Origin of the sequence: Mycobacterium sp. 1164966.3 (assembly GCF_001665395.1) — a bacterium.
In the GTDB taxonomy this organism is placed as follows: domain Bacteria; phylum Actinomycetota; class Actinomycetes; order Mycobacteriales; family Mycobacteriaceae; genus Mycobacterium.
In genome coordinates this window covers 164,884-186,864 of the sequence record NZ_LZSG01000062.1, presented here as the reverse complement: position 1 = coordinate 186,864, position 21,981 = coordinate 164,884, and the positions used below count along the sequence as shown (strand labels likewise).

The following is a 21,981-nucleotide window of genomic DNA, read 5'->3' as shown; positions in this document are numbered from 1 at the left end:
GCAGTTCTCGGGCGCGCGCCCGCCGGCGGGTCATCGTGATCGTCGTGTGGTCAGCCGGCGACGCCGCCATCCTGGGCGACGATGCTGTTGGCCGCTTCGGTAAGCTTCGGGGCCACGCTTTGTACCGCCTTCGTCAAATCACTCGCGTGGGCGATCACCTGCTGACGATCCGGTTCGAACTTTTCGGCGAAACTGGAACCGATCTTGTCGTGGGACCAGGGTGAGTCACCCGACAGCTCCGCAGTCAAATTGTTCAGCAACGAACCGATGGAGCTTCCGAGCTCGTCGAACTGGCTGATGCCGGCGCGAGCTACTCCGTCGTCGTATCCGAATTGTCCTGCCATGCCCTTCTCCCTCATCCCGTCCAACGGCCAGTGCCGCCGGAAACAATCAGTCATTGTCGCGAATCGTCAGCCGCCAATCTTGCGCGTCCTTGCGATCGGCCTCGGCGGCCAAGGTCTCGCTGATCGCGCGCCGGTCCCGCGAGCCGGGCGCCGATAACGGAACCTCGGGACGCATCCCGTTGAACTCGTCGACGGGCTGCACGCCGAATCGAGCGACTTGCTGCCATAGCCCGGCCTGAAACGCGTCGGTCTTGGCGCGCATCTTCGCTGCGGCGGACTGTGCGGCTTGCACGACGGCGGCGCCCGCGTCGGCGCTGGTCATCTCTGACAACAGAGTGTCGTCGAACTCGACTTGCACGACCACGCCCTGGGCGTTCACCCAGACCCGGACCAAACCGTCGTCCGACCATGCATCCGCGGTCTCGAGTGCCAGACGTTGTGCGGATCTGGCTGCTGCGCCCTGGAATCGCTGCAGATCGGACAGCAGCCGATCCACGCGGCTGTCGGCACCGTCCACGAATTCCCCCATTGCACCCCACAGCGATTTCCTAGCGACCGCCGTAACCGTGCGGACAGTTTACGGTGCCGCCGGCGGACAAATGTGCACAAGTTTTGGCCCCGTGCGGGCTCAGTTCCGGGAGCCGCGGGGTCGGCCACGGCGCCGCGGCCGAACCTGGTAACCGCCGCGCTCGGCCAGCGAACGCAAGCGACGTAGCGCGAACTCGCGCGATCGACCCGACTCGGGGATCACCACCCCGGCCCACAGCCCCTCCACGCCCGGCACCTGGTACGCCTCGCTGGCGCAAAGCCAGCGGCGCGGACATGCCAGGCATGCCGCCCTGGCGTCCTCGTCGGGTTCGGTGGTCGTCCATCGCTCCGGGTTGGCGGTGCAGGCCGGGACGTATTCGTCCAGCGGTACGGACAACGGGATTATCGCTGCGGTCATTGCTTCCCTCCCAGTTCTTGCGCGTGCGCGCCGTCGATGCGACGACATAATCAAGAATCTAACACAAGCGCTACGAATAAAGCATAGCTGCTACGAGAACGCTGGAATTTGGCAGGTTGTGCGTTGCAGCGGCTGCGAGCACGCCAGGCATCGGATAGGGCTGGCCGCGAGAGCTTTCAGCGGATAAGCGAAGGGGGTTCGCGCTTGGGACGGGCCGCTACGGGTGAGCACTGCGGCACGGAAAAGACGTAGCGCCGCAGTGATCAACATCTGTCACTCCAGTACCAAAAAGCATCGTAGGGACCGATGTGACTGGTGTGCTTATGCGCCGGCGCTACTGCGACGACGTCCGGTACTCGGGTTCGGCCGCTACCTGCTGCCCCTGGGCCGGCGTCGAGGAGTGGCCGACGCTGGGCAAGCCCGGCGAGGCCGGGGCGTTCTGCTGTCCGGACACTTGACCGCCGGCCTGCTCTGCGGCATGGCCGCCGACAAAATCGGTATAGCTAGCTTCCTGATGCGCCGTGTCCCGTTCGGGCGCCGAGACGGACTGCACCGCCTGCGCGGCACTCGTTTGATACCCGCTGTCCGGTTCGGACTCCTGTGCATATTGGCCCCAGTACTGCGCGGCGGACTGCGCATACTGCTCGGCGTAAGCGGCGTACCAGGCTTGTAGTCCGTCGGGTGTGCTCGGCTGTGTCAGCAGTGCGCCGAGTCCGGCAGCCGTTTGCAAGGCGTTGAGCACGACGAGAACCCACAGTGCCCACCCGGCCTCGGTCCCGTCGGGAAGGCCGATCAGCCTCGACAGCGCATCAAGGAAGCCGATCGCGGCCAGCGCGGCGACGACCTTCGCGGCGGGAGTCTGCCCGGGAACCAACCCGAATCCCGCAACCAGCGCCGCGAGCACGGCAAACCGGACATCCCAGTCGATGCCCCCGACGTTGGGCATCGTCCCGTAGCTGACCAGGTAGGAGCACAGGCCCAACAGTGCGACGGCCAACGTCCAGTGGCGATGCGACAGTCGCGGACCGGATTCTGGCTCAGTGGCCCACTGCGAGTAGCCCGGTTGCTCCGCTGAGTAGTAGCCGCCCGACGACGGGTTGCCGAACGGATTAGCCATGATTACTCCTTAGATTTCAGTCTTCGTCGGCCAACGACGCTTTGAGGTAGCGCATCTCCTCGTCGGTGGCGACCATGGTCACAACCGACGAGCCGGCCCGGGTACTGACTTTGACGGAGTCGGTGTCGATGTCGAGCAATTCCAGCGCGACGTCGGCGTTGGCTGTTACGGCAGAGTCGGGCGGGACTACCACGATCGCGGTCACCCCGACCCGCACCGATTGCTCGGCCACCCCGTCGAACATCTCCACCGAGTAATTGCGATCGGACCCCGCCTGCATGGAACCGCGGTTGAAGTCGGTGACCCACAGCAGGTCGTGATCGTCGACCTCGTCGACCATGGTGCGCCACTTCGCCGGTCGCCGGCTGTGGACGAGGACGTGTGCCCCCAGCGCCAACGACCGCAGCACCACCTGTTGAGCCAGATGCAGCGTGCCGGCAATCTCCACCCGGCGGATCTGCGGTCCGAACAGCGACAGCGCCACCGCCCGACCGTGGTCGTCGGCGCCGATCACCTGCCCGCACCCGGAGGCCGGGATGTACAGCTGCTCGAAATCCCGGACTCCATCTCGCGTTGTGGAATCGCTTGAGTACGCCCACTTTTCGACCTGCCGCGGCGGAGGAGGCACTGGCAGGGTCGCTGCCAGCGCCGAGTACTGGTAGCCACGCAGATGGGTCAGGCCACGCAGGTCGATGCGGGCCCGGCCGTGGGCGTCGAAGCGGGCCAGCCCGCGGATCTGGACCGGGCCGCGCGGACGATCGCGGCGCAGCGACAGGCACATCGTGGTGGAGTAGCTGGGGATGGTCCACAGCAGGCCGAGTCCCCCGGTGGTGAGCATCCGTGGCCTGATGGCGAAGCTGCGCAGCCGGAACCGACCCTCCCGGCAGGTGCGCCAAGTCTCCTCGACCGTGGCCAGATCCACCCCGTCGGCCAGCTGGTTCGTGGCCTGGCCGATCTCACTGGCCGTCAACACCCGGATGCGCAGGCCACCCTCGGTCAGCCGGTTGGCCACCCGGCGCGTTGCTGTGGCGGCCGCGCGCAGGATTCCATTGCGGCCGCCGCCGCGCCGGCGCACCGCGGCCGCGCATCGTGACGGGTCGAAGCGGATGGCGATCCACACGTTGCGCTGGGCGATCGCCGGCAGTGGACCCAGGACGGCGTCGTAGACGGCGGCCACCTGGCTGTGACCCTGCGACCGGGCGCCCTGACTGATCACGTCGATCGAATCCAGGGTGATGTCGAATTGCTGCAGACAGTCGACCAGAGCCTGCACGGGCACGGTTTCGCCGGAAACCGTCATCCCGGGCTCCATGATCGTCATCGCCTGCGGGTTCTCCTCGATTTGCAGCAGTGACATCAAAGTGCTTCCGTCCCAACGGAAACCGATCAGAGTGCCTTCGGCCATGGGCACGTCGAAGGGTTCGGCCGGAGTCTGCTTTTTGGCGCGCCTACCTCTTATCCGGCGCTGTCGCCAGAAACCGGTGCGCAGCGCGATCAACCGCGGCAGCGTGGTGCCGCGGAACCGAACCACCAAGATCAACGCCACGGCGAGTCCGGCCACGCTGCCCTGCCAGCCGGGAAATCCGAGGAGCGGCGCGATCAGCGTTCCCACGGCGACCAGCAGTTGCAGCACAAGCAGATCGGCCAGCGGCAGCAGGCGCTGCGCACCGATGTCGATCGTCGAGCGAAGTCCGTTCGCTTCCGATGGCGTGCCCCGGCTCGGGGGCGTCGTCGGGCGGCGCGGCACAGAGGGAATCTTATCCACGGCGCAGGGCGAAAACTCGCGCGGCTTTAGCGCTTGGCCTTGTTATACGCTACCGAGGCTCGGTGCTGGACCGACGCTGATGGGAGTGGTTATGCCCGCGCAAATCACCACGCGCGCGCAAGTAAACGGCTATCGGTTCTTGACGCGGCGGTTGGAACACGCGCTGATTCGCGCCGACTCGCGGATGATTCACGACCCGATGCGCGGCCAGATCCGGTCGCTGCTCGTGGGCCTGGTGATCGCGGTACTCGTCACCGGCGCGTGCGGCGTGCTCGCGTTTTTCAAGCCGTCGCCCAGCATTGGCAATGCGCAAATACTGCTCAGCACCTCGAACGGCGGCCTCTACGTGCGCATCGGCGATCGATTGCACCCGGTTCTCAATTTGGCGTCTGCCCGGCTGATCACCGGGAAACCCGATACCCCGAAACCGGTCAGCGACAAATGGCTCAACCAGCTGCCTCGCGGCCCGATGGTGGGAATTGTCGGGGCTCCCAACAGCATTCGCGGCGGTGCCGACATGCGCATGTCGGCGTGGACGGTGTGCGACACCATCGCGACCCCGGACGTGACCAAGAGCACCGGTGTGGCCAGTGTGCAGACCACGGTCATCGCGGGCGACCTCACGCTGGGCGACGACATCCGCAGGGCGTCGCCGGCGCAGATGCTGCTGGTGATATCGGGCGACGCGGTCTACCTGATCTTCGACGGCGTGCGCGCCCAGATCGACCCCCACGAGTCGGCCGTCATCAACGCCTTGCATCTGCGGAATGCGCAGATACGTCCGATCTCGGGGTCGCTGCTCAACGCGTTTCCGCTGGTCCCCCCGATCAGGTCGGTGATGATTCCCAACGCCGGGAGCGCCATTCCGGGCAGTCCGCTCTTCGTGGGCTCGATCGTCAAGACCGTCGACTCGCGGGGTGAGCAGCTCTATGTGGTGCTGCCCAACGGGCTGCAACCGGTCTCCTCGGCGGCTGCCGACATAATCCGCTACAGCAATCCGAATGAGATTGCGTCACAAGGGGCCAGGGAAGTGCCGCCGGCACTGGTCAGCCAAATCCCGATAGTCCACACGCTGCCGGTCGACCACTACCCCAGCGTGTCGCCGCAAGTCGTGAACACCGAGCCGGACCGGGTGGTGTGCATGGCGTGGGAGCGGGCGAACAGCGCTGCGCAGGCCACTGTCCGGTTGCTGGTCGGTCATCGTCTGCCCATTCCGGACGGCGCGCAGCCGGTGGGTCTGGCAACCGCCGACGGCAATGGGCCGGGCGTCGACTCGGTGTACCTCAAGCCCGGCACCGGCGAATACGTCCAGGCCACCGGGGGTAATGCGGACAGCCGGGCCATGGGACAACTGTTCTACGTGTCCGACGCCGGGGTGCGCTACCACATCAAGGATCCGCCGACCGCCGCCGCGTTGGGAGTCACCGGCGTGCACGATCCCCGCGTCGAGGGCGATGTCCCGCAACTGGCGCCGTGGCCGGTGGTGTCGTTGTTGCCGGCCGGGCCGGAGCTGTCCCAGGAGGCCGCACTGATCGCGCATGACGGGATGGGCGCCGACCCGCGCGGATCAACGGTCGAGCAACCCAAGTCGTAAGCGCTCAGATCCGCAGTTCCCGAAACATCGCATACAGCCGCACAATCCAGCAGCACAGCGGGAAAACCAGCACGATGGCGATGTATTCCAGGATTTCGACCTGCCGACGCATCACGGGGGAGAACTCCAACCTCGGCGCGACGATCCCGCACGCGACGACCAGCACGATCAGCACCACCAGGGCCAGTGCCGCGGATAATTCCCAGTTGTCAAGGCCCACCGCCATTTTGACGATCGACAGCAAAGCGATCGCCAACCCGGCGCCGATCAGCGTGGCGCTCTGCACCAGATCGTGGTGGGTGCGCCCGCGCAGGCACAGGACCGTAGCCACCGCAATCGCGAAAACCGTGCCCTGCCAATAGAACCGGCCACTGACGTCGACCGCCAGGTAACAGCCGACGGTGGCGGTGATTGCGGTGGCCGTCAAAATGCCGGTCAGGTATTGGCTGGCCCGGCGAACCCGCACGATCATGCCTTCCTCGGTCGGGATCACCTGCTTGCCGACGGCATTGACGCCTTCGACGGTGGTTCCGCCCTGGGTTTCGATGTCGTCAAGCGGCTCGCCGGCCGTCGGCACCCGCGGCACCGGCAGCTTGGCCAGCAGGATCGTCACCCGGGGTGACAGGTAGACGACGATCACCGACACGGTTGCCAGCACCGCCCCGGTGGCCCGGGGCGGCGGATTCCACAGCAGGCCAACCACTGCCGCGGCGCCGCCGATTACTGCCAGGGAGATCACCGCGGTGTGCAGGGCCCTGCCGCGGCCGGTGATCAGCAACACCAGCAGCGACGCCAGCCCGGTCAGACCGAAGGCCATGGGCAGCGACTTCGCACCGAAGGCGTCGGGCACGACGTACAGGGAGCCGCTGAACACCAGCGGAATTCCCACCGAGGCCAGCCACTCCGAGCGCCAGGCACCCGCCGAACGATGGGCGATCACGCACGCGACGAGCACCGCCAAGACGCCGACTCCGAGGGCGGCGGCGGGAATGTATATCTGGGCAGTGTGTCGCGGCAACAGAAACGCGGCGGTGACAGTGGCGGCCAGCCCCACCCCGAAGCAGGTGAGCAGCCGGGCATCTCGATCCAGCCAGCTGATGATCGGACTTCCGGTTTGCCCGGCGTCCTCGACGGGGTCTTCCACGTCGTCGAACAGCATCGGCCGGGCCGGCTGGTCGATCTCGCGGATGGCCAGCAGCTCACCGTCGTAGACGTTGGCCTCGTTCAGCGATCGGCTGGGGTCGATCGGGTCGTCACCGAGCCGGGCCAGGGTCCATTTGCCCTCGGTGGTGTCGAAGACCAGTCCTTCTGGTCCCGGGTCGGGCCCGGGATGTGCCGCCAGGTGTTCGTTGGCGATGTCGATGACGTCGTCGATGAAGGCGGCAATGCTGGTATTCGCCGGCAATCCGAAGTCCAGCCGCAGGTCGCCGACCACCAATGTGACTCGGCTGAGCGTGGGCTCGACCTCGGATTCCGCGTCAAGCTCGGACAGCGACGGCGGTAGAGTCATCGCCATCGTCCTCCTGGGGAATTTTGGGTCATCGGTTGGTGACAATACCTAGGGACGTCTTTAAATTTGCTTTCGAGTTTCGGGGAATGACCTGTTGAGTACGCAGGGTTTTGTGCGCCGACTGCGGGTGTCGCCACCACGGATGCCGGGTGGCGAAGTCAACCTGCAGGCTCCGCCGGAGGTGCCGCGGGTGATTCCGGGCAACCTCCTGATGAAGCTGCTGCCTTTCGTGCTGATCGTTGCCGTCATCGGCATGATCGCGCTGATGGTGACCGTCGGGGGCCGCGACCTGACGAAGAACCCGATGTTCCTGATCTTCCCGATGATGATGGTCATGTCGATGGCCGGCATGTTCATGGGCGGCGGCGCGCGGTCCGGCAAGGCGGCCGCCGAGCTCAACGAAGAGCGCAAGGACTACTTCAGCTACCTGGCCAACCTGCGCGACGACGCCGACATGACCGGCGAGGGGCAGCGCACGGCACTGGAGTGGAGCCACCCCGATCCGCGGGCGCTGGCCGACGTCGTGGGCAGCCGCCGGATGTGGGAACGCCGACCCACCGACAACGACTTCTGTCACGTCCGGGTGGGCATCGGGACACACCGACTGGCCACCCGCCTGCTGGCCCCGGAAACCGGCCCGCCCGAGGACCTCGAACCCGTGTCGACGGTGGCGCTGCGCCGTTTCGTCAAGACCCATTCCGTGGTGCACGCACTGCCCACCGCGGTGTCGCTGCGGGCATTTCCCGCCATCACGTTCGAGGGCGACCGAAAGTTGGCGCGGCAGTTGGTGCGGTCAATGGTGTTGGAGCTGTGCGCTTTTCACGGCCCCGACCATGTGCAGGTGGCGGTGGTGACCGCCAACCCGGACGGCGAGAACTGGCGCTGGGTCAAGTGGCTGCCGCAAGCCCAGCACGCTACGGCCCGCGACGGCATGGGCTCGCTGCGGCTGCTCTTTCCGAGCCTGGAGCTGCTGGAGCGGTCGCTGGCGACCGACCTGGGGGAGCGGGGCCGGTTCAGCCGCAACGCGGAGCCGGTCAAGGGCCTCAAACAGCTGGTGGTGGTTATCGACGACGGGTACATCAGCGGCACCGAACGACTGGTCACCGACGCCGGATTGGACAGCGTCACCCTGCTGGACCTGAACGGCGCGGATGCGGCGGCGAACCGGCGGGGGCTGCAGTTGGTGGTCGAAGACGACTCGGAGGGTGAGCATGTCGGGGCTCGTACCGCGGTCGGGGTAGAGCGGTTCGCCACCCCCGACACGATCACCGTCGCGGAGGCCGAGGCGACAGCCCGCCGCATCGGCCGCTACCGGCTGGCCAGCGCCGCACACATCGTCAGCCTGGAGGCCGACTCACGGGCCACCGACCCGGGGCTGATGGCGCTGTTGAAGATTCCCGACGCCGCCGAGATCGTTCCCGAGCAGGTGTGGCGCAAACGCTCGCCGCGCGAACGGCTGCGGGTGCCGATCGGGTACACGCCCAACGGCCAGCCGCTGGAACTGGACATCAAGGAGTCCGCCGAGTCCGGGATGGGTCCGCACGGATTGTGCATCGGCGCTACCGGTTCGGGAAAGTCGGAGTTCCTACGCACGCTGGTGTTGTCGATGGTCACCTCGCATTCGCCCGACGTGCTGAACCTGGTGCTGGTCGACTTCAAGGGCGGCGCAACGTTTCTCGGGCTGGAGGGGGTGCCGCACATCGCGGCGATCATCACCAATCTGGAAGACGAGCTCATCCTGGTCGACCGTATGCGCGACGCGCTTGCCGGTGAGCTGAACCGGCGTCAGGAGCTGCTGCGTGCGGCCGGCAACTTCCCGAACGTCAACGAGTACGAACGCGCCCGGGCGAACGGCGCGGAGTTGGACCCCCTACCGGCGCTGTTCATCATCGTCGACGAGTTCTCCGAACTGCTTTCGCAGAAGCCGGATTTCGCCGAGTTGTTCGTGATGATCGGGCGGTTGGGCCGGTCATTGCACGTGCACCTGCTGCTGGCTTCGCAACGGCTTGAGGAAGGCAAGTTGCGCGGGCTGGACTCGCACCTGTCCTACCGAATCGGGCTCAAGACCTTCTCCGCGGGCGAGTCACGCAGCGTCCTGGGCGTGCCGGACGCCTACCACCTGCCCAGTGTCCCCGGCTCGGCTTTCTTGAAATGCGATGCGTCCGAACCGGTTCGGTTCAACACGTGCTACGTCTCGGGAGAATATATCCCGCCGCGCCGTGCCGCACACAGCGGCCGGGGCAGGCAGCTGGGCGCGCTGGCGCCCAAATTGTTCACGGCCACGCCGGTCAAAAAAGACGCCGTGCCGGCCGCCCCGGAACCAGAAGGGCGCGTACCGGATTCCGGTATGCCGTCATCTCCGACGAAGACGACATTGCTCGACGTCGTCGTCTCGCGGCTGCGAGGCCACGGCCGGCCGGCCCACGAGGTGTGGTTGCCGCCCCTGGACGAGAGTCCCGCGATCAATCAGCTGCTGCCGGACGCCAACTGGTCGGCGGGCGAGAACCTCGACGGGCGGTTGTGGATGCCCATGGGTGTCGTGGACCGGCCCTATGATCAGCGCCGCGACGTGCTGATGATCGACCTGTCCGGTGCCCAGGGCAACGTCGCTGTGGTCGGCGGCCCACAGTCGGGCAAGTCGACGACGCTGCGCACGCTGATCATGTCGGCGGCTGCCACCCATACCCCGGAACAGGTGCAGTTCTTCTGCCTGGACTTCGGCGGCGGCACGCTATCCAGTATGGCGAATTTGCCGCACGTCGGCGGCGTCGCCGGCCGGATGGACGCCGACGCGATCCGCCGCACGGTGGCCGAGGTGTCGGGGGTGCTGCGCGCCCGAGAGGTGCGGTTCCGCGATCTCGGCATCGAATCGATGCGCGACTTCCGGGCCCGCAAGGCGCAGCTGGCAACCCTGCCGCCCGAGGTTGCCGCGCAAGATCCGTTGAGCCAGGACAAGTTCGGCGATTTGTTCTTGGTTATCGACGGCTGGGCATCGGTCAGAAGCGACTTCGAAATGCTCGAGCCTACCCTGAATTCGCTTGCTGTGCAGGGACTTTCATACGGAATACACCTGGTGATCTCGGCGTCGCGCTGGATGGAGATGCGCGCGGCCGTCAAGGACATGCTCGGTACCCGCATCGAATTGAAATTGGGCGATGCGCTGGACAGCGACGTCGGCCGCAGGTTCAACGAATTGATCCCCGTCGGCCGCCCCGGCCGGGGTATGAGTCACGAGCGGCTGCACATCCTGATCGCGCTGCCGCGGCTCGATTCCAGTTCGGGCGTCGAGGATCTGCCCGGGGGTGTGGCAGCAGCGGTCACTGCGATGCGCGCCCACTACGGCAACCGGCAAGCACCGCGCGTCCGGATGCTTCCGCACAAGGTGGATCGCGCCGCCGTGGTCCGGGCGGCGCAATCGGCCGGGATGCTGGGCAAGTCATGCGTCGCCATCGGCATCAACGAGGCCGAATTAAGGCCCGTGGTACTGGATTTCGACACGCAGGCACATCTGGTGGCGTTCGGCGACGCGGAGTGCGGCAAGACCGGTCTGCTGCGCAACATCGCCACCGGGCTGATGGAGAACGCCACGCCCGAACAGTGCAAGATCGTCCTGGTCGATTTCCGTCGCTCGATGCTCGGCGTGGTGGCCAACGACTATCTGGGCGGATACGCCACGGCGTCGCAGTCCTGCGCGGAGCTGATGACCGCGCTCGCGGCAACGCTGAAGGATCGGCTGCCGCCCAGCGACATCACCCAGCAGCAGCTCAAAGACCGATCGTGGTGGTCGGGCCCGGACATCTACGTCATGATTGACGACTACGACCTCATCGTGAGCGGCTCGATGAACAGCCCGCTGAGTCCGTTGGTCGAATATCTGCCCCAGGCACGCGATATCGGTCTGCGGGTGGTGGTGACCCGCCGCATCGGCGGCGCGGCGCGCGCCATGATGGACCAGTTCATCGGACGCCTCAAGGATTTGTCCTGCCACGGTTTGGTGATGAGCGGCACGAAAGACGAAGGCGCGCTGTTCGGCTATAAGCCCACCGAGATGCCGCCGGGGCGGGGAATGCTGGTGTCGCGCACCATGAAGAGCGGAGTGATCCAGCTGTCCAGGATGCCCGACCTGTGACCGGGGTCAGTGAGCTCAGGCGAATCCGAGTGGCGTCGGCCGCTCCCGACCACATCCGGGTGTCGGTCTTCGGGGGACGCACGCAGCTGGACATCCCACTGCCACTGGATGTTCCGGTGTCCGGCTTCGTTCCGGAGCTGGCGCGGCTCGTCCGTTCCCGGGACAGCGAACGCGACGGTGAAGCGGCGTCGAAGGACGAGCGCCGGACCTTCTGGGTGCTCAGCAGATTCGACAACGGCACCCCCGTACGACCCGACCAAACTTTGCGCGAAGCCGGGGTGCTCAGTGGCGAATTGCTGCGGCTGTCGTCGCGGCGGGCACTGTCGCCACCCATCCTCTACGACGATGTGGTCGACGCCGTCGGCCGGCTGAACAAGGCGGCTTACGCCGCCTGGAACGCGGCCTCGGCGCGCTGGATGGCCTTCGCCGGTGTCCACCTCGCCGGCCTGGCCCTTGTCTATTGTCTGCTCGGCCGGGGCTCCCTGGCCGACCACGCCGACCACTACGTGATCGTCGCACTGGCCGTGGCCGTGGTGCTGACGCTGACCGGCGGCGCCGCGTTGGCGCACCGTTCCTACGGGCTTGACGACGTGGCCGCGGCGCTGGGGTGGGCGGCGATCCCGATCACGGCTGGCATCGCGTGGGCCCTGCTGGCCCGTTACGGCGACTACGGCCTGGCGGCCGCCTGCGCGGCGGTGGTGGTGTTGTGCGCCGTCTACGACCGGATGATCGGGACCGGGCACTGGGCCTATCTGGCCGGCGCGCTGGCATTCGGTCTGACCGGCATCGCAATGCTCGGCCGTGCGCTACATGGACGAGCCGACATCGTGTTCGTGACATCGGCGGTGGCCGCGATACTGATCTGCCTCACGGTGCCGCGGCTTACGGTGCGGCTGGGCCGATTCGAGACACCGACGGTCACTGTGGGAACCAATCGTGAGGACTGGGACTTCGAGAACCCGTTCCAGCCGCCCGCGTCGACCAAGGACCGCGACGGCGATTCGGGCACGGCGATGCCGACCGCGGAGGCCGTCTGGGCCAAGGCGAAGTCGGCGACGGTAACGCGGGCGGCGTTGCTGACCGGTTTGGCTGCCGGTGTAGCGGTGAACGTGACGCTGCTGCTGGGCAACGCCGTCCTGCACTGGCCCGCGTTTGTGTTCGCGTTGGCGTGCGCGGCGGTGCTGGCTCTGCGCAGCAGAACGGTCGAAACCTGGTTCGAGCGCGCAGCGTTGGCGGTGCCCGCCGTCGCGATTGTCGCTGTCGGTTGCGTGCTGGCCCAGGGCGGGATCACGCCGATGCCGGTCATGGGGCTCGGCGTGCTGCTGGCCGTCGCGGTTGGTGCCGCGTTGGCCGGCTTGACCGGGGCCGGCGGTGGGCTGCCGCGTCGGCTGGCTTCGTTGCTTGCCTATGCGGAGTACGCGGCCGTCGGATCCCTTGTTCCGTTGGCGCTGTGGGTAATGGGCGTCTACCAGTGGCTGGGGTTCTGACGTGAGCCCGATGACGATCAGCCGACGGATCGCCGCAGCGCTGGCCGCGTCGATGTTGGCGGCGGCGGCCAATCCCGCGGCGGCGTGGGCGATTCGGCCCCCGGTGGTGGAACCGGGTCCACCACCCAACGGGGCGCTCGGCCCGATCGAGCCCACGGATCTCAAAGCGATCTGCGGGATCCCGACCGGAGTGTTGCCGCAGACCGATTTCACCTTGCAGACGAGCGCGGAAGCGATGCTCGGCTACGTGAACGCGTGGCGGTTTTCCCGCGGGGCCGGACAGAAGGTCGCCGTCATCGACACCGGGGTGAATCGGCACCCGCGGTTGCCGGCGCTGGAGGGCGGCGGCGACTACGTGTCCAACACCGACGGCCTGCAGGATTGCGACTCACACGGAACCGTGGTTGCGGGAATCATCGCGGGTTCGCCCAGTCCCGCCGACAGCTTCGCCGGGGTGGCCCCGGAAGCGACGATCCTGTCGATCCGGCAGAACAGCACGGTCTACGGCGTGACGGAGGGGGGCTCCGGGCAGGCCAACGATCCGAACGCGGTGTCGAAGGGATACGGCAACACCCTGACTCTGGCGTATGCGATCACGCGCGCGGTCAACCTGGGCGCCACCGTGATCAACCTCTCGGAAGTGGCTTGCAGCCCGGTCGGCGCCGGGCTCGACGATGTGCAACTCGGTCGCGCGGTTCGCTACGCCTACGAACACAACGTGGTGGTGGTGGCCGCCGCGGGAAATGTCAACAGCCAAGACTTCTGCAAAACCCAAAACGCCATGGCGGACCCGAACCTGCCGTTGCAGAGCGGGTGGGATTCGGTGCGGACCGTCGCCAGTCCGGCCTGGTTCAACGACTACGTGTTGACGGTCGGCGCACTGACTACGTCCGGGGAGCCTGCCGATTTCAGCCTGCGCGGGCCCTGGCTGGGGGTGGCGGCACCCGGTGAACGGATCGTCTCGCTGGACTCGCGCGGACCCGGCCTGATCAACGCCATCATGAGCACACAAGGGCTGGCGGTGATCAACGGCACGAGCTTCGCGGCGCCGTTCGTGTCCGGAGTGGTGGCCCTGATCCGGTCCCGGTTTCCCGAGCTGAACGCCGGTCAGGTGATCGATCTGATCAAGCACACCGCCCACACGCCGGGCGCCGGGCCTAACGAGGCCACCGGATACGGCGTGGTCGACGCGGTGGCGGCGTTGACCTATCGCCTTCCAGCGCCAAACCCCAACCCCGATGCGGCGACGCCGATCGCCGGACGCCCTCGTGTCGATCCCGGTAGCCAGCGCGCTCGCATCATCGTGATGTCGGTCACACTGGCAACCTTGGCGCTGGCGGGGGTCGCCTGGGCGCTCTCGGTGGCCAGCAGGCGCCGCGCGGCACGAGCCGCCGATTCCGGGGCTGACCAGCCGGAACAGTAGCCGCACGCCGGTCGATCCCGAGCAGAATCGACCTCCTGAGCAGCGGCAATGCGTGGAAGTCTCGAACTGAAAATTAAGCATTTTGCGCTACGTACGATTGGATACGGCGCACGACCCGGAACCGGTCGAGAGGGGGGATGTTGGCCAAGCACACACCCGCCGAGGACGAGCGCGGTTCGTTGGCGCGTCCGCCCTGGTTGCCCGACGAGAAGAAGGGACGGCGCGTTTACCTCGGCCGGGGGAAACGGCAAGACAAAGAGGATGCCGGCAAACATCGCGCCGACGAGGCAAAGGTGGACGTCAACGGCCATGACTCGGTGCGGTCGGGGCGCTCGCCGAGCCAGCGTGAAACGCGACAGCAACGCGCGGTAGCCGACCCCGCCATTCCCGATCCGGCAGCCAAGCGCGACGAGATTCTGGTCACGGGGCCCTTTGACGCCTCGGCGGAGTTCCCACCGAGGCGGGAACGCATCCCGGTGTCGCGGCGCCAGCCGACGGACGCGCGGGAGTCCCGAGCCGAACCCGAGGATGCGCCGGAGTTTCGGCCCAGGCGGGTTGCGGTGAGATATGACCGCCCCCGACCTCACCCGGACCAGCCCTCCCCGCCCGAGATGCGCGCCGCTGCATCGGCCGATGAACCAGCGCCCTTTGCGCCGCCACCGCGTGAGCTGGCGGTCGAGCAGGCTCAGCCCACTGAAAAGGCGATCCCTCCGGAGGCAGAGGGGACGTCGGTGCCCACCAGTGCCCAACCACCGTTGCCGGCCGACCAAGAAGACGTCGCTCCTCCCGTCGCGGACTCTCCCGATGCGACGGCACCGTCGGTCGATGATGGGGAGCCACGACATGCCGAGCCGTGGTCCGCGGGAAGCGACTTGCCGAATACACCCGAGGCTGCAACAGAATTCGAGCCGCCGGCGCAGTCGACGGCGTGGGCGGATGATTCGTCGTTTGCTGAGGCGGCGCTAGAGCCTGAGTCGGTTTCAGCAGAGCCGGTTCCGGAGTTTCAACCCGAACCGCGTGTTGAGGTGGTGCCCGACCCTGAGCCGGTACCGCCGGAGCCGATTTCCGACCTTTCGCCGGAGCCTGACACATTCGCCGAATCGTCGGCATCCGACGAGGCGGCAACCGGTGCATCCGTACCCGGGGAACTCGATGACATCGAGTTGCGAGCCGCGGCGCTGCTCGAGCAGATCGCGGCCAGGCGGGCACACGCCTCGGCCGCACCCGACGAATCGGTGGTCGACTCCACACTCGGCGACGAATCGGACGCCGCGGCCCCGGAATGGTTGTCCGCGGAGTTTTCGAGTGATGCTGAGGCCCAGGTGGATTCATCGCAAGACGCGACGTCGGAGCCCGAAACGCCGGCTGAACCGGAAGCGTTGGACGAATCCGCGGACGATGCCACCGAAACGCAATGGCCGCCAGCGGAGGAGCCCGGCGTAGAGGCCCCGCTGCATGACGTGGCCGAGACGGACTCGCCGGCTGAACAGCCGAACGAGCAGGAACCCGCCGGTCCCGTCGTCCCGGCAGAGGCGCCATCACCAGCACAGGACGACCCGAACACGGCGCCTGCCGCCGAGGAACGGTCAAAGGGGCCCGCCGCGCGCCGTCCGGCCCCACCGCCGTGGCAGATGGCTGGTTCGATGATCTCGGCAGTATTCGAAAGGGTTCCCGACGAGGATCTGGGGGTGCCCCACGCGCAGCCGCCCGCACCGGCAGCTGAGCCGCCTGCGGCGTCCAGCCGACACCGCACACCGCATCCCCAGCCTCCCCAGGCGCCGCCGGCCAAATTCCGTCCGGGACCACCTCCGGGTGCCCTACCGCCGTGGCCGCCACCGCCGCTTCCGGGCCCGTTTCCACCACCGCCGTGGTGGCCCGGACCGCCGCCCGGTCAGCGGGCCAAGAAGCCACCGCCGGCGTCTCACGCCCCGGCCACCGGCCAACCGCCACCAGCGCCGCGTCCTGAATCGCCGGGACCACCCCGGCCGCCGGTCGGAGTGCCACCCCCGAGTTACCAGCCTTTTCGGGTGCCGCCTTCGATAGACGAAGCCGAGATAACCAACCCGTATCGCTTTGCGCCGCCGTCAGGTTGGCGCCGTTTGGTGCACAACGCGACCGGCGGGCACGTCAATCCGGGAGCGTCTCGCAAGGAACGCACGCAGGAGCATCTGCTTGCCGAGATCCGCCAGCCGATCGCCGGAGACTTCCGCATCGCGGTGTTGTCGATCAAAGGTGGAGTAGGCAAGACCACCACCACTTTCGGATTGGGGTCGGCACTGGCGATGGTGCGCCACGACCGGGTGATCGCCGTTGACGCCAACCCCGACCGCGGCACCCTGGCCGAGCGAGTCGGAGACACGTCGACCACGTCGACGGTGCGCGATCTGCTGTCCGATCCGAACATCCACCGGTACGCCGACGTGCGGAACCACACCCTGATGGCGGCCAGCCGGCTGGAAGTGCTTGCCAGCGAACAGGATCCGGCTGTTGCAGAGGTGTTCGGCGCGGACGACTACCGGCGCACCGTTGAGATATTGCGGTACTTCTACAACGTGATCCTGACCGATTGCGGCACCGGGATCATGCATTCGGCGATGTCGGCAATCCTGGACCTGGCCCACACCATCGTGCTGGTGAGCTCGCCCGCCATCGACGCCGCTCGAAGTGCGTCGGCAACGTTGGATTGGCTTATGCAACACGGACATTCGGGACTGGTCCGGGAAGCTCACGTGGTGCTCAGCGCGTCGCGTCCAGGTTCGGCAGCGTTGAAACTGGACAAGGTGTACGAGCATTTCCAGCCGCGTTGCCGCGCCATTCATCTGATCCCGTTCGATCCCCATCTCGCCGAGGGGGCCGACGTCGACTTCGCCCGGCTCAGGCCGGCGACCAGACAGGCATATCTCGAACTGGCCGGGGCGGTGGCCGAAAACTTCGGACGACTGCGACCCGCGCGAGAACAGGCCTAGCGTCGCAGGATTCACACTCGCGCGACGTTCTAGAGGGCGGGCATCTGGATGCGATGATGTGCGACGTGAAGCGCACCTTCGAGGAGCTGGTCGCAGAGGCCGCCTCGGTCTCTGTAGCCGGCTGGGACTTCTCCTGGCTGGACGGCAGAGCCACCGAGCAGCGCCCGTCGTGGGGATACCAACGACTGCTGCGTGCCCGCCTGCCGGAGGTGGCCTCGGCGCTGGACATCTACACCGGCGGGGGTGAGGTGCTGGCGGGGGCCGGCCCGGTCTTTCCCGCGACGATGGCTGCCACCGAGCCGTGGCCACCCAACATCGCGCTGGCCACCCAGCTGTTGCATCCACTGGGCGTCGTGGTGGTCGCCACCACGGGCGACGAGCCGCCGCTGCCGTTCGCCGACGCCGCCTTCGACCTGGTGTGCAGCCGGCATCCTTCGGCGGTGTGGTGGGACGAGATCGCCCGGGTACTCAAACCGGGCGGCACGTACTTCGCCCAGCATGTCGGCGTGATCTACCTGCGCACGCTGATCGAGTACTTTTCGGAACGGCAACCCGAACGCCGGATTCGTGGACAGCTTGACCCCGATAAGGTCAGGGCCGAAGTGGGTGCGGCCGGGCTCGATGTGGTCGACCTACGATACGAGCAGATCCGGCTGGAATTCTTCGACATCGGCGCCGTCATCTATTTCCTGCGCAAGCTGGACTGGGTCGTTCCCGGGTTCGCGGTCGAAAACTACCGGGATAAGCTGCTAAAACTGCACCAGCAGATCGAAGCCGACGGGGCATTCGTCACCCACACCTCACGGGTACTGATAGAGGCCCACAAGCCGCGCTGACGCCGACGGATCGTGACCGCTAGGGGGTGGTGTTGGTAGACGAACCGCCGGCCGGCCGCACCACAGCGGAGTGGCCCAGCGAATCGCGATTCGGCCACTACGTGCTCACCCGATTGCTGGGTCGCGGCGGGTTCGGCGAAGTGTATGCGGCCGTCGACACCAAGAAGAACCGGACCGTTGCGCTGAAGCTGTTGCCGCCGTCGTACTCGGGCAACCCGGTTTTCCGCGCGCGGCTGTTCCGCGAAGCCAGCACCGCAGGCCGGCTCAACGAGCCGCACGTAGTCCCGATCCACGACTACGGCGAAATCAACGGCCAGCTCTACATCGACATGCGGTTGATCCCGGGCTCCGACTTGCGCGCGGTGCTGGACGACAACGGGGCACTGGGTCCGGCGCGGGCCGTCTCGATCGTCGCTCAGATCGCTTCGGCCCTGGATGCGGCGCACGCCGAGCAGATCATTCATCGCGACGTCAAACCCGCCAACGTACTTCTCGCTCCCGGTGACTTCGCGTGCCTAGTGGACTTCGGGCTGGCCAATGCCGCCAGCGACGCCAAACTCACCACCGCCGGCAACACGATCGGCACCTTCGCCTACATGGCCCCGGAGCGACTCGCCGGCGGGGACGTCGACCACCGCGCCGACATCTACGCGTTGGCTTGCGTGCTCTACGAGTGCCTGACCGGCGTCTCTCCCTATCCGATCGGCGACGTCGCTGCCCTGATCGCGGCGCACTTGGTATCTCCGATTCCGCGGCCCAGCCAGGATCGAGCGAGCATTCCTGCCGGATTCGACGAGGTCGTCGCCAAAGGTATGGCCAAAGACCCCGACGACCGCTACCCGAGTGCGGGCGAACTGGCGACCGCCGCCGATCGCGTACTGAATCCGTCGGAACATCGCAGCGACACACCCTCGGGGACGACTGCGGTGCGTGCCGGCGGTTCGGACGCCGTTATCCCGGCGCGGTCTAGGCGCGCCCGCCGGATCGCGGTGCTCGCCACGATCGCCGTCGTCGTGCTGGTCGCCGCCGCGATTCCCTACTGGATCAGTCACCGGCCGCACAAGTCGGCGAACTCACCGCCTAGCACCGTCCTCGCCCTCGTCACCGCGACCATTCCGGTCGGCAAACACCCCGAGGGCGTGACGGTCGATCCCGCCACCCACACCGCCTACACCGCGAACTATGGCGACAACACGGTGTCGGTCATCGACACCACCGGCCGCGGCGTCACCGCCACCATCCCGGTGAACAGAGGTCCGCTCGGGGTGGCCGTGGACCCGACCACGCACACCGTCTACACCGCGGACAACCGCGACGACACGGTGTCGGTCGTCGACGCCAGCAGCCGCACGCTCGCCGCCACCATCAAAGTCGGCACCAACCCGTGGGGGATAGCGGTGGACCCCGCCACCCACACCGCCTACGCAGCCAACAATTGGGACAACACGGTGTCGGTCATCGACACCGTCAGCCGCGCCGTCACGGCCACGGTCCAAGTCGGCAAACACCCGGAGTGGGTGGCCGTAGATCCACTCACGCACACCGCGTACATCACCAACAACAGCGACGGCACCGTGTCGGTCATCGACACCGCCAACCACACGCTCACCAACACCACGATCACTGTCGGAAACGGCCCGCTCGGCGTCGTCGTCGACCCCACCGCACACGCCGCGTACACCGCCAACTACGGCGACAACACCGTGTCGGTGATCGACACCACCAATCGCACCGTCACCGCCACCATCAAAGTCGGCACCAACCCGTGGGGGATAGCGGTGGATCCCACCGCTCACACCGCCTACACCACCAACAGCACCGACGGCACCGTGTCCGTCATCGACACCGCCAATCGCGCCGTCACCGCCACCATCAACGTCGGCGCCCGGTTGTGGGCGGTGGCTGTCGACTCGATCACCCACACCGCGTACACCGCAAACAGCAACAACACCGTGTCGGTGATCGAGCCGGCCCGCTGAGCGTGGCCTGCTTTAATCTTGGGCCTCACGGCGGACGGCGACGGGGGTCAGGTCGGTGATCGGGACCTTTTCGAGGACGCGGTCACGCTGCTGTTGACCGAGGCGCCGCCGAGCTGGCAGCAGCTACACGGCGAGTTCGAGCCGTCATCGCAGCCGGTGGTGGCGGCCACCGGAGCGTTCGCGTGTAACCGCCCGGTCTGGACGCTGAACACGCACTTCCTGCACACGGGCGTGATGTTCACCCTCCGGGTCCTCAACGGTGAATTGCGGGTGTGCGATATCGGCGCCGCGCCGGTGCCGTGAAACGGCGGTCGACTGAGAGCAGGTGAGGAGCGCGCGTGACGAGTTCGCAGTTGCCCCCGGACGGGTTCCGCTGGGTGGAGTCGGCCGGCGAACAACCCGCCGGAGGAGCGCCGCACAGCGTCCCGGCGCCTCCTCGCCGTCGTCGACGATGGCGGATCGCGGCGTCCGTCGTCGCAGTGCTCACCTTGACTGCTGGTGTCGTGGTCGCGGTCTGGACCCGGCCGTGGTCGGAGCATCGCGGCGGCAGGGCGCACGACGCTGACACCGCCCATCCCGCGGCACTGCCGACGGGCACCCCGAAGGAGTTGTTGGTGCCCTTCCCGCTCAGCCGACGGCCGGTACCCGGATGGCACGTCAACGCCCGCGAGATCGGCCTGCCGCCCCGCGTGGCCACGGGAAGCTTGTTCGCCACCAGCGGCGAGAAGGCCTATTTCGTGACCACGCACTGCGATGACGACGCCTGTTCGCGTCCGATGGGCTGGGTATACGGGCTGGACACCCGCACCGGCGGCAGGCTTTTCGCGCCGGTGGCGATGACCGGCTTCTACGGAGGCCAGTCCGACTGCTACGGCAATGGGCCGTCGGTCGCGGTATGCGTCACCGGCGGATTCTACAAAGACCGGCCGCAATTGGCATGGGTGATCGATCTCGCTCGCGGCGCGGTGACCTTCACCGGCCCGACCCAGCTGTATCCGCAAGGCCACGCCGGCCACGAGCCGGCGATCGCGGAAGTCGGCAACCACCAGGGCCAGACCCGGGTGGTCGCCGCGATCAGGGACAAAGGCATCTACGGTGTCGGATCGCATGCGGAGCTGACGTGGTTTCTGCCCGGCGCCGGACTGGCTGTCACCCCGAATCACCTGCAGATCGACGACATCCCGCCGATGACTCTTGCGCTGCAGTCGCGAGGCTCCGACCGGACCGGTCCGATGTATCGCGTGTTCTCGGCGGTGGACGGCAAGGATTTAACCCCGAATCCGCCGGCAGGCATGACCATTGACAAGGCCGCGGTGTACAACGGCGGCTTTGCCTATAACTACCAGCAAGGTGCGTCCCAGGGCGTCGTATTCTACGACACGCTGGGGAAAGAGGTGGCGCGCCAGGAAGTAGGCTTCGCCTCCCCGATGAGTAATTCGGCGCTGCCGATCTTCGTGGCCAATCCGACGTCGAACCCCGCGTTTTTGGTATTTACGGCTGCGGGCAAACTTTTGGCCCGAATACCGAGCCAATCGATGTCTTCCGAATTCAGAACCATCGGCACCAAACTGTACGTCAAAACCGGCCTGACAGGCGCGGACGAAAGCTGGCAGCAATGGGATCTGCTCACGGGTAACCCGGGACCCAATTGCAAGATGCAGCTCGGCGTCAGCTATGTCGCCTCCGACGGCAACGTCATCGTCTACCACGACCTCACCAGATACGTCGCCATCGACTCGTCGACCTGCCAGACCCTGTGGGAGATTCCATCGGAACGCGAAGCCCCTGACCACATGGTCATCTGGAAGGTCGGCAACGGGCTGCTGGGCGGTGGTACCGCCAACGGCGACATCGTGTCGCTGCGACCGCCGGACTGAGTCCTGGT

General features: G+C 66.9%; 15 protein-coding genes. 9 read left to right on the top strand and 6 right to left on the bottom strand.

Going from position 1 to position 21,981, the window contains the following annotated elements; all coding sequences use genetic code 11:
* Positions 1-50 precede the first annotated feature (50 nt).
* The 5 genes from A9W99_RS22035 to eccE all read right to left on the bottom strand — a co-directional run bounded on the left by A9W99_RS22035 (position 51) and on the right by eccE (position 4,154).
* Complete coding sequence (locus A9W99_RS22035; protein WP_156623233.1) at positions 51-344, bottom strand: hypothetical protein; 294 nt, start codon at positions 342-344, stop codon at positions 51-53.
* 46 nt (positions 345-390) lie between these two features.
* Positions 391-873, bottom strand: a complete 483-nt coding sequence (locus A9W99_RS22030) for a YbaB/EbfC family nucleoid-associated protein (protein WP_067383201.1) — start codon at positions 871-873, stop codon at positions 391-393.
* A gap of 99 nt (positions 874-972) precedes the next feature.
* The gene (locus A9W99_RS22025; protein WP_067383198.1) at positions 973-1,290 is read right to left on the bottom strand and encodes a WhiB family transcriptional regulator; all 318 of its coding nucleotides are present in this window, start codon (positions 1,288-1,290) and stop codon (positions 973-975) included.
* A gap of 334 nt (positions 1,291-1,624) precedes the next feature.
* Positions 1,625-2,407: a DUF5336 domain-containing protein gene (locus A9W99_RS22020; RefSeq protein WP_067383195.1), complete on the bottom strand. Its 783-nt coding sequence runs from the start codon at positions 2,405-2,407 to the stop codon at positions 1,625-1,627.
* Between the two features lie 16 nt (positions 2,408-2,423).
* Positions 2,424-4,154, bottom strand: a complete 1,731-nt coding sequence (gene eccE / locus A9W99_RS22015; protein WP_253870227.1) for a type VII secretion protein EccE — start codon at positions 4,152-4,154, stop codon at positions 2,424-2,426.
* 109 nt (positions 4,155-4,263) lie between these two features.
* Here eccE and eccB point away from each other — a divergent pair, with 109 nt between their 5' ends.
* Positions 4,264-5,766, top strand: coding sequence for a type VII secretion protein EccB (gene eccB / locus A9W99_RS22010; protein WP_067383191.1), 1,503 nt, complete (start codon positions 4,264-4,266; stop codon positions 5,764-5,766).
* Between the two features lie 4 nt (positions 5,767-5,770).
* Here the strand turns inward: eccB and eccD (A9W99_RS22005) are convergent, their stop codons facing one another.
* The gene (eccD, locus tag A9W99_RS22005) at positions 5,771-7,282 is read right to left on the bottom strand and encodes a type VII secretion integral membrane protein EccD (RefSeq protein WP_253870224.1); all 1,512 of its coding nucleotides are present in this window, start codon (positions 7,280-7,282) and stop codon (positions 5,771-5,773) included.
* A gap of 88 nt (positions 7,283-7,370) precedes the next feature.
* On the opposite strand from eccD (A9W99_RS22005), the gene eccCa reads away from it, so the two are divergent.
* From eccCa to A9W99_RS21965, 8 genes are all read left to right on the top strand, one after another.
* Positions 7,371-11,405 (top strand): type VII secretion protein EccCa, encoded by a 4,035-nt coding sequence (gene eccCa, locus A9W99_RS22000; RefSeq protein WP_067383188.1) that lies wholly within the window; start codon positions 7,371-7,373, stop codon positions 11,403-11,405.
* The gene (gene eccD, locus A9W99_RS21995; RefSeq protein ID WP_253870221.1) at positions 11,402-12,892 is read left to right on the top strand and encodes a type VII secretion integral membrane protein EccD; all 1,491 of its coding nucleotides are present in this window, start codon (positions 11,402-11,404) and stop codon (positions 12,890-12,892) included. The genes eccCa and eccD (A9W99_RS21995) overlap by 4 nt, the downstream gene beginning before the upstream one ends.
* Before the next feature lie 10 nt (positions 12,893-12,902).
* Positions 12,903-14,315: a type VII secretion-associated serine protease mycosin gene (gene mycP / locus A9W99_RS21990; protein WP_067383738.1), complete on the top strand. Its 1,413-nt coding sequence runs from the start codon at positions 12,903-12,905 to the stop codon at positions 14,313-14,315.
* A 137-nt stretch (positions 14,316-14,452) separates the two neighbouring features.
* Complete coding sequence (locus A9W99_RS21985) at positions 14,453-17,281, top strand: AAA family ATPase (protein ID WP_067383182.1); 2,829 nt, start codon at positions 14,453-14,455, stop codon at positions 17,279-17,281.
* A 65-nt stretch (positions 17,282-17,346) separates the two neighbouring features.
* Positions 17,347-18,117 (top strand): class I SAM-dependent methyltransferase, encoded by a 771-nt coding sequence (locus tag A9W99_RS21980; protein WP_067383735.1) that lies wholly within the window; start codon positions 17,347-17,349, stop codon positions 18,115-18,117.
* Positions 18,118-18,149: 32 nt separating this feature from the next.
* Complete coding sequence (locus A9W99_RS27630) at positions 18,150-20,096, top strand: serine/threonine-protein kinase (protein WP_156623232.1); 1,947 nt, start codon at positions 18,150-18,152, stop codon at positions 20,094-20,096.
* 18 nt (positions 20,097-20,114) lie between these two features.
* Positions 20,115-20,399 (top strand): hypothetical protein, encoded by a 285-nt coding sequence (locus A9W99_RS21970; RefSeq protein WP_067383176.1) that lies wholly within the window; start codon positions 20,115-20,117, stop codon positions 20,397-20,399.
* 35 nt (positions 20,400-20,434) lie between these two features.
* Positions 20,435-21,973 carry a hypothetical protein gene (locus tag A9W99_RS21965; RefSeq protein ID WP_156623231.1) on the top strand — a complete coding sequence of 513 codons (1,539 nt, stop codon included), beginning with the start codon at positions 20,435-20,437 and terminating at the stop codon, positions 21,971-21,973.
* Positions 21,974-21,981: the final 8 nt, after the last annotated feature.